The following is a 12,003-nucleotide window of genomic DNA, read 5'->3' on the forward strand; positions in this document are numbered from 1 at the left end:
GAACAGCATGCCGCCGCCGCGCCGGTCGAGCGAAGCCGCGTTGCGGTCTCCGTCCGTGCGTGCCTGCGCTCCGATCGCCTCGCCCCAAAGCGTGAAGCGTTCCATGGCGAGGCGCGGCGCCGGCAGAGCCGTGCCGGCCGATCTGCCGGGCGCGTCGGCGCTGAAGGCGCCCTCGACCATGCCGCCGGACGTGCCGCCGGCCAAAGGCCAGCGCAGCCGGTTGAGGATGGATTCGCGGATGAGATGGCTGTCCTCGATCGCGACGCTGACCGCTTGCGCGTGAGCCTCGCCCGAGAGCGCATCGAAGCCGGCGCGGGCGTCGGCGACACTTGCCGTGAGCAGCGCATCGTAGACACGATGGCCGGCGCCCAGCGCTTCGGCCGCTCCCGCGGCACCGGCCTGGTTACGGGTCAGGGCGACCTGCGGGAAGGCGGTGGCGTTGCGATCAAGCGTCAACGTCACCTCGGTGGCGCCATACGCCAGGCTCGGCGTCAGGAAGGCGAAGTTCGAGGCCACCGCGGCGAACTGGCCGCTGACCCCGCCCTGCGCCGTCAGGATGGTGTAGCGCGTCGAGGCGCCATACCCGCCTTGTTCCGCCAGAAGCTGCACCGTTCCCCCGGACACGGTTGCGGTTCCGGTGGCGGCGATCCTGTCGGACTGGCCGGCGGCATTGACCTCGAGCTGATAGGTCGAGCCCGGGTTGAAGGAAATGTTGCCGGCCACGGTCAGCGTGCCGATCGAATTGCCCGGTGCGACCGTGCCGGCATRGCCGACAATGACGCTCCCGACCGTGCCGGAACCGCCGAGCGCACCGCCGGCCAGGGTAATCGCGGAGCCCGTCAGCGAGCCGTTGACCGTGAGCAGACCCGACAGCACCGAGGTCGCCCCGGTATAGCTGCTGTTCCCCGTCAGAATGAGCCGGCCGGAACCCTGCTTGGTCAGCGTGCCCGTGCCCGAGATGTTCGCGGTGAGCGTGGCGGTATCGACAAAATCCGCGACGATGGCGCCATCATTCAGGATCGCGCGCGTGTCGATCGCGCCCGCGCGCCCGCCGGTGCCGAGATTAAGCACGGAGGTATCGCTGATCTCCACCCAGCCGGCCTTGACCGTGCCGCCATCGGCAGCGGTGAGCATGGCGGTGGTGGCACCGCAGCCGCAGCCATAACCGACGAAGAGGCCGTCGACCACGTTGAGCTGGGAGCCTGCGCCCGTGACCGTCACAGTGGCGCTGGCGAGGCCCAGCCCGGCATCGGAATCGTAATAGAGGWTGCCGTTCAGATTGACGATGCCACCGTCGGAAACGACGAGCGCGCCGGTTCCATTGGACCATTTGGAGCCGATGAACATGTGCTGCTCGACATTCCAGACCGAGCCGGCTCCGGTCACGCTGACGGTCGACGAGGTCCCATGCCCCTCGATGAGCGCGCCCGCCTTGCTGTTCATCACGCCGCCGCCGCTGATGGTCAGGGTCGCGGCAGCAGGGCCGCCGACATCCGTGTAGCCCTCATTGGTGACGCTGGAATTTGCCCCCGAAACCTCCATGGCGGATTTGATCGCCAGGTACCCCATCGGGTCCACCAGCTTCAGCGTTCCGCCATTGCTGACCCGGAGCAGGCCGCTCGACACTTCGTTCCAGCCCATTGCCCAGCCGGCCGGATCGCCGACCGTGAGCGAACCGCCCTTGATCTCGAGCGTCGGGCTCGCGCTGCCGCCGAGGGTGAGCGCGCCCCCGATGACATTGTGCGCTCCGGTCAGCGACAGGGTGCCGGGGCCGTTCACAAAGAGAGAGCCCGGGCCGGAAATCTGACCCGAAAGGGTCAACACGCCGCTGGCGTCGATCGTGCCGCCGGCTGCGCCCAACGTCACATCCCGTGCCGAGGTGAAGCTGCCGGTGGTTTTGAGTGTGCCACCGTTGAGGGTCAGCCCCCCTGAGACCGCACCGAGATTGGCGTCGCGGCTTATGGACAGAACGCCTCCGTTGATGTTCGTCCCGCCGCTATAGGTATTCGTCCCTGTCAGGATGGTGACCCCGGCCTCGATAAGAAGCGCGCCGGCGCCTGTGATCTTGGGCGCGAACGTGTAGGCCGTAGAGGTATGGTTGAAGACAATGCGTCCCGTGGCTGCGCCGAATGCGACTTCGGCCGCGAGAAGGCTCCCGACCGCCGCCGCCGGTTGGCCGGACGCGGCACCAATGTTCAATGTGCCTGTACCGCCATAAGTGCCATTGGAGGCGACTCCAAGGATGCCCCCGCCACCTTCAACGGAAACGGTGCCTCCGGCCTGAATGGTGAGCGTCCCGTCGCCGAAACCGCCGACATACATGGACGAGATGCTCAGGGACGATCCGGCCCCTGTGACCGTCACCGAGCCCGCGGCACGATGGGAGGGGCCGGCGGCGTTGCCTATGACAACGGAATCAAACGAGACAGTCCCTCCTGCTTCTATGAGCAGCGAGCCAGTGCCAGAGTGTCCAACATCGAGTTGTCCACTGCCGCTGAGGGATGATCCAGTCCCCGTCACGCTGACTGAGCCGTTACCGCCGACGGCTACGCCGATGCGGACAATGTCGGAGCCCACGCTGACGGTACCGCCGCCCGCAATGGTCAGCGCGCCAGTGCCTGTTTGACCAATGTTGAGGAAGCCGCCCGGCGTCCAATGCGGCAGCGGATTGGGCGATGGAACAGGCGAAACATCGCCCGTCACCGTCACGGACGGCGTTTGCGCGGCAGCTCCCAGCGGCAGGCCGGCGAGCCAGGTGACGAGAGACAGCGCCGTGGTCGCCGGGAAGGACGCAGCGCGGCGGCCCGGCCGCGTGTGTCCGCGCGCCTGCAGGCCGGCTTGTTGCCGGCCACGAGCCCCATCGTCGATCAGTCGCAGGATGGCGAGCGGCGCTCGCGCTCCGCGCCTCACGCCGGCCGCCCTATGCACTCGCCTCATCCAGCCCCCCGGCGCCGCGGACAGGATCGAGTCGCCGCCGCAATGCATGCCGACCGTGAGAGTTAGGGCAGCGGCACTCTCGCAACAATACGAAACTTGCCGTAGATGGCGCGGAAAAGTTGTATAGTTCTTATCTTAAGTGACGCCGCGTCCTGCCGTGCGGGCGCTGGTGGAGCAGAACGCGGTCGGCTGGGCGAAAGTCATCGTGCTGCCGCCGGCACGGCAGCCCCGACAAGGACGCCATCCTGAGTGCGAGAGGCTCGGGCTCGGTCTATCGAACGAGCAGTTGCACAAACTATGGCGGGTTCACGAGGGCCGCTCTGCGCTGCGCGCCTTGCACGCGTTCTTTCCGGCGCTCTAGGATCGGTCCGCCGACATCGCGGCGATGCCGGATACGGAAGGTCTCAAGCATGAAGCGTCGGACATTTCTGGGCGCTGCCGCTGGCGCCGCCGTATCGGCGATCGCAAGGCCCAGCCTCGCGCAGCCGGCAAAACTCCTTAAATTCGTTCCCGAGGCGGATGTCGCGATCGTCGATCCGGTCTGGACGACGGCGACGGTGACGCGCAATCACGGCTATCTCGTCTTCGATACGCTCTATGGGCAGAACGCCGATTATGGTTTCGAGCCCCAGATGGTGGCGGGCCATACGATCGAGGATGACGGCAAGACCTGGCGGCTGACATTGCGCGAGGGCCTGCGTTTTCATGACGGCGAACCGGTGCGGGCGCAGGACGTGGTGCCGAGCATCCGTCGCTTTTCGGCGCGTGATGCCTTCGGCCGGGCCTTGATGGATGTGACGGACGAGCTGTCGGCGGAATCCGACCGCGTCGTGAAATTCCGCCTGAAGCGGCCGTTTCCGCTGCTTCCGGCAGCCCTTGGCAAGACCGGGACGTCGATGCCCTGCATCATGCCGGAGCGGCTGGCGCTGACCGATCCCAACAAGCAGGTGACCGAGATGGTCGGCAGCGGCCCCTACCGCTTCAAGGCCGACGAGCGGGTGCCGGGCGCATTGGCGGTCTATGAGAAATTTGCAGGCTATGTTCCGCGGCCGGATGGCTCCGCCACCTTCACCGCCGGCCCCAAGACCGTGTTCTTCGATCGGGTCGAGTGGCGCATCATGCCCGACCCTTCGACGGCGGCCAACGCGCTCAGCACCGGCGAGATCGACTGGTGGCAGAACCCGACACCGGACCTGCTGGGTACGCTGAGGGCCAAGGTCGGACTGAAGGTCGAAGGTCTCGATCCGGCCGGCGGCATCGGCTGCCTGCGCTTCAACAGTCTCYACCCTCCGTTCGACAATCCCGCGATCCGGCACGCCCTGCTCGGCGCCATCGACCAGAGCGAGTTCATGACCGCGGTCGCCGGAGACGAACGCTCGATGTGGAAGGACCATGTCGGCGTGTTCAGCCCCGACACGCCGCTCGCGACCACGGCCGGAACGGAGGTTCTGGTCGGCAAGCGGGATTTCGCGGCGGTCAAGCGCGCGCTGGCGGCGGCCGGCTATAACGGCGAGCGCGTCGTGCTGCTCGATCCGACCGATTACCCCTCGACCCATGCGCTGGCGATGGTGGCGGCGGACGCGCTGCAGAAATCCGGGATGAACGTGGACATGGTCTCGACCGATTGGGGCACCGTCGTTCAACGCCGCGCGAGCAAGCAACCCATCGACAAGGGCGGCTGGAGCATCTTCTTCACCTATCTGAACGGCACCAACAATTTCGATCCGGCAAGCCAGCTCGGCATCCGCGGCAATGGCGATCAGGCCTGGTTCGGCTGGCCGAAATCGCCGCGCCTGGAAGAGCTGCGCCTCGATTGGTTCGCGGCCAAGGATATCGCCGCTCAAAAGTCGATCTGCGCCGAAATTCAGAAGCAGTTCTTCACCGAGGTGCCCTATATCCCGCTCGGCGCCTATTACGAGAAAACGGCCTATCGCGGATTGGCCGGGATGCGTATTGGCTTCGCGCAATTCTACGACGTGAAACGAGCATGATGTCCAAGCCGATCCGTATCGCCGTTCTCCAGTTCGCCCATGAGACGGTCACCTTCCTCCCCAACGACACCACTCGCGAGGATTTCATCTATCCCGGCTCGCCGGCCGGCGGCGAGGCGCTGCTTGCGACCGACCCGAAGGGCTATATGGGCGGTTTCGTTCAGGTCGCGCGCGAATATGACGATGTCGAGCTGATCGGCATCACCTCGCCGCTCTGGCCACGCACCGGCACGGGCTCGGGTTGGGTCACGCAGGATGCCTACGAGCATTTCCTCGGCATCATGATCGCGGAATTGCGGGCGCAACCGAAGCTGGACGGCGTCTATCTCGCGCTTCACGGCGCGCTGGCCGTGCGCGGCGTGCCGCGTCCCGAGGCCGATATCGCAAGGCGCGTCCGCGAGGTCGTGGGCCCGGAGGCCTTCATCTCCGCGACATTCGATCCCCATGGCAATGAGGACGAGGCTTTTCTAGAGCAGGCCGACATGGCCTTCTGCGTCAAATACTTCCCCCATTACGACATGCACCTGCAGGGCGAGCGCGCGGCGCGCATGCTGGTCAGGGCGATCCGCGGCAGCTTCAAGCCGGTGCACCGGTCGCTGAGGATCCCGATCATCGCACCCACGGTCGTGATGTGGACCGGCGCCTCGCCCTGGTCCGACCTGATCCAGCGGGCGCTGATCTGGGAGGCGCGCGAGCCGGATGTCTTCGTCAATGTCTTCTTCGGTTTTCCCTGGTCGGACGTTCCCGATGCCGGGATGGGCCTTCAGGTCCTGACCAATGACGATCCCGATCTCGCCGAGCGCGTGCTCCGCGATATGGCCGACTGGACCTGGCGACGGCGCGAGGCGCTGCTCGAGACCGTGAAAATCCACAGGATGGAGCAGGGCGTCGCTCTCGCCCGCGAGGCCGTGACGGCGGGCAGGGCGCCGGTCGTGCTCGCCGATTACAGCGATCGCTCGGGCTATGCCACCTGGCTGCTGCAGGAGATCGTCGCGCAGAGTTGCGAGCGCACGCTGATCGCCACCATCGCCTCGCCCGAGGCCATTCGTGCCGTGCTCGCGGCCGGAGCCCGCCCTGGCGATGCGTTCGACGCTAAGATCGGCGGCCTCTTCGATGAATCGGCCGGAGAGCCCGTGCGTATCACCGGCACCATCCGCGATATCCGGACGGCCACGAACCGACGCGGCATGGGCAACGAGTCCGTCTGCGTCAGCTTCGGCAACGGCAATGTGCTGGTCTTGAGCCMCTATCTGGTCCAGATCATCGAGCCATCGGAACTCTGGGAACTCGGTCTCAAGCCCGAGGCATTCGATATCATCGCGATCAAGTCCCGCGTGCATTTCCGCCGGGGCTTTGACGATAGCGGTTTCGCGCCGACGATTCTCCTGGTCGAGCCGCCGGAGCCGTTCATGGGCACGGTGCATCTCGAAGCTCTGCCCTACGAGAACCTGACGCTGAAGGACTACTATCCCTATGGCAGCCCGCGCTTTCAGCCGGAGGAGGGCGGAGCGTCCTAGGGCAAAGGCCGGCTTCTGCGCATCCCGGTTCCGGGGGCGAGACCGGCTCTCAGTAATGTCCTTGTCGGGTGACGAGCGCCGGCTGGCCTTCGGCGGACGTTGCCGGTTTCGGGCGGGGCCGTCGGTGCGGGGTGGAGGTGATCGAGAGCGGTGCTATGAATGGGGCATGCCCGGTGCGGATGCGCTCAAGCCGCATCGCCTCAGGCATGTGAATGACCGCCAACCATCATCTCTGTTCCAGCAACGGTTCCAGTGTCCTGAATGTCCGACAACGCCGCAATCGCATCCCGCATCGCCGCCGAGATCGGCGCGCGCCTGCCGCAGGCCGCCGCCGCCATTGCACTGATCGACGAGGGGGCGACCATTCCCTTCATCGCGCGCTATCGCAAGGAGGCGACCGGGGGGCTGGACGACACCCAGCTGCGCCTGCTCGGAGAACGGCTGATCTATCTGCGCGAACTCGAAGGCCGACGCGGCGCCATTCTCGGGGCCATTCGCCAGCAGGACAAGCTCACGCCTGAACTCGAGGCCTCGATCTCTGCCGCCACGACCAAGGCCGAGCTGGAGGATATCTATCTTCCCTTCAAGCCCAAGCGCCGCAACAAGGCAGAGATTGCGCGTGAGCGCGGCCTGGGACCACTCGCCGAGGCGATCCTTGCCAATCGCCGGGCTGTCCCGGCCGAGCTGGCGGGGGCCTATCTCACCGACGACGTGGCTGACACCAAGAGCGCGCTCGACGGTGCCCGGGACATTCTCTCGGAGCAGTTCGCCCAGAATGCCGAGCTGCTCGGTCGTTTGCGCGGCTATCTCCATCAGAGGGCCGAGTTGCGTGCGCGCGTGATCGCAGGGAAGGAGGAGGCGGGCGCCAAATTCTCCGACTATTTCGATCACGTCGAGCGCTGGGCCAACGTGCCGAGCCATCGTGCGCTGGCCATGCTGCGGGGCCGTAACGAGGACATTCTGACGCTCGATATCGAAGCGGACAGGGATGATCCGCGCCCGCTCAAGCCGGTGATGCGCATGATCGCCGAGACCTACGCGATCGGCGACAGGTTGCCGGGCGATGCCTGGCTGATGGAGGTCGTCGGCTGGACCTGGCGGGCGAAGCTGTCGCTTCACCTCTCGGTGGACCTGATGACCGATCTGCGGATGAAGGCCGAAGCCGAGGCGATCAATGTCTTCGCCCGCAACCTCAAGAACCTGCTTCTGGCCGCACCGGCCGGATCGCGGGCGACGATGGGTCTCGATCCCGGCATCCGGACCGGCGTGAAGGTGGCGGTGGTCGACGGCACCGGCAAGCTCCTGGCCACCACGACCGTCTACCCATTCCCGCCGAGGAACGATGTTTGCGGCACGCAGGCCGAGCTTGCGAGCCTCATCCGCAGGCATGGCGTGGAACTCGTCTCCATCGGCAACGGGACCGGCAGTCGCGAGACCGAGAAGCTGGTCGCGGAGCTGCTCGGCGATCTGCCGCCGCCCAAGCCGATCAAGGTGGTCGTCTCGGAGGCCGGCGCCTCGGTCTATTCCGCCTCGGAACAGGCCGCCGCCGAGTTTCCGGGCCTCGACGTCACGCTGCGCGGCGCGGTTTCCATCGCAAGGCGCCTGCAGGACCCGTTGGCGGAGCTCGTCAAGATCGATCCGAAATCGATCGGCGTCGGCCAGTACCAGCACGATGTCGATCAGTATCATCTCGCCCGCGCGCTCGACGCCATGGTCGAGGATGCCGTGAACGCGGTCGGGGTCGACCTCAACACCGCCTCGGCCTCGCTGCTGGCGCGGGTATCGGGGCTCGGCGCTGCGCTGGCCGAAGCGATCGTCGCGCATCGCGATGTCAACGGACCGTTCGGTACGCGCCGCCAGTTGCTCTCCGTTGCCAGGCTCGGACCTCGGACCTTCGAGCAATGCGCCGGGTTCCTGCGCATCCGGGACGGATCTGAACCGCTCGACGCCTCATCGGTGCATCCGGAAGCCTATGGCGTCGCCCGCAAGATCGTCGCCGCCTGCGGGCGCGACCTGCGCTCCCTGATGGGTGACAGCGCTGTGCTGTCCGGGCTCGATCCTCGCAGCTTCGTCGACGATCGCTTCGGCTTGCCGACCGTGCGCGACATCATCGCCGAGCTCGACAAGCCGGGCCGCGACCCACGTCCTGCCTTCAAGACCGCGGCCTTCGCTGATGGCATCGACGACATGAAGGACCTCGAAGTCGGGATGACGCTGGAGGGCACGGTGACGAATGTTGCCGCCTTCGGCGCCTTCGTCGACATCGGCGTGCATCAGGACGGGCTCGTCCATGTCTCGCAGCTTGCCGAGCGCTTCGTGAAGGATGCGCATGAGGTGGTGAAGGTYGGCGACGTCGTGAAGGTGCGTGTCTTGGAGATCGACATCAAGCGCAAGCGCATCTCGCTGTCCATGCGCAGCGACGCAGGCGGCGACAGCTCGAAGGGGCCGCGTGAGACCGCGCGCCAGGATGCGCGCGGCGGCCAGGATGCTCGCGGGGGAAAAGAGGCTCGCGACGGCAAGGGTAACCCGGGCCGGGGAGGGCCGACGCGGACACCGCAGAAGGAAAGCCAGGGTTCTCTGGGGGCCGCCCTCATGGACGCGCTCAAGCGTCGATAGGGGGCCGGGCCGACGAGCGCTTTCGCGAGGGGCGGCAGGGTTTTGAAGCCGACCCGCCATCCCTTGGCCAGGCCAACGGCGAGCGACAGCGCCGTGAACGACAGGCGGCAAGGCCCTCTCATGCCATGCGGAGCGGCTCTGGGGGGATCTGACCGGCATCATCGAGCGGCGCCGTGATGCGGTCGCTGACGACAACGCGGTCGCGCCCCTGTCCCTTTGCCTGATAAAGCGCCGCGTCGGCCGCGGCGACCAGGCCGTCGCCCTGGCTGTCGTGCACGGGCAGTACCGCGAGACCGATCGAGGCGGTGATGCCGCTCAACGGCTCGCCGGACCAGGTCACGCGCATGCCGCGAACCGCATCGAGCACTTCGCCCATGCGCTTGGTGGCCATGTCCAGCCCCGCCTCGGGGAGCAAGAGCAGAAACTCCTCACCGCCAAAGCGGCCGACAATGTCGCTCTTGCGGGTCGTCTTGCGCAGGATCTCGCCGATGTCGCGCAGGACGGCATCGCCGGCTTCGTGGCTATAGGTGTCGTTGATGCGCTTGAAATGGTCGAGGTCGAGGATGGCCAGGGAGAGCGGCTTGCCGCTGCGGGCGCTGCGGGCGATCTCCCGTGAGAGAGCGTCTTCGAGAAAACGTCGATTATGCAGGCCAGTAAGCGGATCGCGGAGCGCCTGGCTGCGCAACTGCTCGCGCAGCTCGATATTGGCGATGGCCAGCGAGACCTGTTCGGCGAGCATCGTCGCGAGCTGCTGGGCCGAGCTGTCGACTTCGGCCTGGCCGGTCTCGCGATAGAGCAGACCGAGCAGGTTGTTCTGGGCGATGAGCGGCTRGCAAACGACGTTCGATGGCGGTGCCGAGCAGCAGGCGGCGACATGGCCGCAGCTCAGGCCGCGGCTTGCTTCCGAGAGCGGAAAGGTCTGTCCCCGTCGCAGGGCCCAGCACTCGTCCGGATGGAACGATGCTGCATCAGCCTTGAGATCGCCCCAACGCGCGCCGCGGGTGACCAGATCGCGTGTTTCGTTGATCACGTAGAGCGCGCCGGCCTCGGCCGGGAAAAGGCGGCTGGCATAGCTCTGCACCGCCGCGAAGACCTCGTCCGACTTCTGGCAGGATTGCAGGATGCCGCTGAGCTCCGTGAGCAGCTCGATTTCCTCGGTGCGCGCTTCGGCAGCGTGGAGCGACGCGGTCAGGCGTTCATTGGCGATCTGCAGCTCGCGGGCGTGGCTGCGGCGTTCCTCTTCGACGAGCAGGGCGTCGGTCTTGTCCTGAATGACCCACAGAATTCCGCTTGGGCTGTTGCGCACGCCTGCAATGAGAGGCCTGCCATAGGCATCGACGAGGAAGGTCGTGCCGTCGGCGCGACGCAGGTGCAATTCCACACCGGCTGCGCCGTTGCTGCGAATCTTGGCGAGCGCCACATCGAACGCTGCCGCGCTGTCCGATCCGGCGACGAGGGCCCCGATGTCGAGGCCGCTCAGATTCTCGGCTGACAGCCCRCAGAGTTCGGCGATCCGGCGATTGCCGCGGAGGACCTTGCGACCATCGGTGAACAGGATGCCGGCCAGCGGATTCTCGACGAGGGCGCGCTGCTCGGCGTCCAGTTCGGTGAGATTGCCCGAGAGGCGGCGCGACCGCATCACGATCAAGGCCAGCAGCGCGGCCAGCAGGCTGATAATCGATCCGCTCGCCAGCACGAGATTGGGAACGATCCGATCGGCCTCGTAGCTCGAGCCCGGCCGGGCGGCGAACTGCACCAGCCAGACCCTCTCGCCAACCACGAGCGAACGTTCCGCGGAAATCCCCGGTGCAGTCGTTGCGACCGGTGTGACCAGCCTGAGATTGGGTTCCAGGCTGTCATACATCAGCGTCGCGGCGTTGGACGGATCCTCCGGCTCGTCGGTGATGACGCCGTCGGGCGTCGCCTTGGCATAGCCGCGGTCGACGACACGGATATGCATCTGCTGCAGGCTCCTCAGGTCGAGCACCCCACGCATCAGATCGTTCACGCGATAGACGGCGGCGGCGAAGCCGCGCAGCGCCGCACGACGCTGGGCGACCGTCTGCACGGGTTCGCCGATGCGGTAGATCGGCGCGCGCAGGATAAAGCCCTGTCCTCCGGAGGTGTCCTGAACCAGCACGACGGGAGGCGTTGCAACGATACGCCCGCTTTCGGCAGCGCGGCGCAGCGAATCGAGTTGTATAGGGTTGGCGCCGGCGTCGAAGCCGAGGGAAGTCTCGTTGCCTTGCGGAGGCTCGACGGCTTCGACCACATTGTAAGTCGGGCGATGGCCCTCGGGATGCACGGCGAAGTCCGGCTGCCCGCGCGGATCGAGGCTTGTGTCCGATCTCACCTCGGCGACGAAAAGGTCCAGTTCCGCCGGGGTGACATGGCGCAACGCCTGCAGTCCCTGGAAGCCCGGATAGCGTCGCTTCAGATCAAGAACATCGACATAACGGCGAAACTGAGCGCGGTCGACGCGTCCAACCGAGGCATAGAGGCCCTGCATGCTGACCAGCACTTCGGCGTGGGCGCGCAAGCGCTCGCCGATCGCGCTGGTTGTCTCGGCCGCGTCGGTCGTGAAGCGTCGCTGCATCTCGGTGGCGATCAGGCGCTCTGCCGCTGTCCGGGCCACGAAGGTTGCCGCCAACCCCGCGACAAGCACTGCAGCCGCAATGACGACTGTCCGCCTCATCGGAGGCGTCAGCGGATTCCTGAGGTCCATGGCTTGTGATCAGTCCCGGTCGGGGCCGCCTGGATGCGGCGATGCAGCAATTTGGCGGCACCATCCCTGACGACGATTGAGACTTGGTTGCCAAATCCGTGCGTTCCACTGCTGCTGCAGTGTTTGAGCAGTTTCAGTTTACAGCTCAAGGTCCCGCGGCAGGCTTGGCTGCCTGCCGGATATGATGCCTATGATCGGCTCGCCCCCGCTCCATAAC

At 66.3% G+C, this 12,003-nt stretch carries 5 protein-coding genes; 3 read left to right on the forward strand and 2 right to left on the reverse strand.

What is annotated here, in order from left to right; genetic code table 11:
- A partial coding sequence (locus AC1D34_RS25445) for an autotransporter outer membrane beta-barrel domain-containing protein (protein WP_476825698.1) occupies window positions 1-2,928 on the reverse strand: 2,928 nt, incomplete at its 3' end.
- Between the two features lie 419 nt (window positions 2,929-3,347).
- Between AC1D34_RS25445 and AC1D34_RS25450 the strand changes: the two genes are divergently transcribed.
- The 3 genes from AC1D34_RS25450 to AC1D34_RS25460 all read left to right on the forward strand — a co-directional run bounded on the left by AC1D34_RS25450 (window position 3,348) and on the right by AC1D34_RS25460 (window position 9,061).
- Window positions 3,348-4,928 carry an ABC transporter substrate-binding protein gene (locus AC1D34_RS25450; protein ID WP_476825699.1) on the forward strand — a complete coding sequence of 527 codons (1,581 nt, stop codon included), beginning with the start codon at window positions 3,348-3,350 and terminating at the stop codon, window positions 4,926-4,928.
- An 11-nt stretch (window positions 4,929-4,939) separates the two neighbouring features.
- A complete protein-coding gene (locus AC1D34_RS25455) occupies window positions 4,940-6,445 on the forward strand; it encodes a M81 family metallopeptidase (protein WP_476825701.1) in 1,506 nt (501 codons plus the stop codon).
- A gap of 261 nt (window positions 6,446-6,706) precedes the next feature.
- A complete protein-coding gene (locus AC1D34_RS25460; protein WP_441493782.1) occupies window positions 6,707-9,061 on the forward strand; it encodes a Tex family protein in 2,355 nt (784 codons plus the stop codon).
- A 118-nt stretch (window positions 9,062-9,179) separates the two neighbouring features.
- On the opposite strand, the gene AC1D34_RS25465 is transcribed toward AC1D34_RS25460, so the two are convergent.
- Window positions 9,180-11,786 carry a diguanylate cyclase gene (locus tag AC1D34_RS25465; RefSeq protein ID WP_476825700.1) on the reverse strand — a complete coding sequence of 869 codons (2,607 nt, stop codon included), beginning with the start codon at window positions 11,784-11,786 and terminating at the stop codon, window positions 9,180-9,182.
- Window positions 11,787-12,003: the final 217 nt, after the last annotated feature.

Source organism: Allobosea sp. P1_A7, from assembly GCF_056406775.1.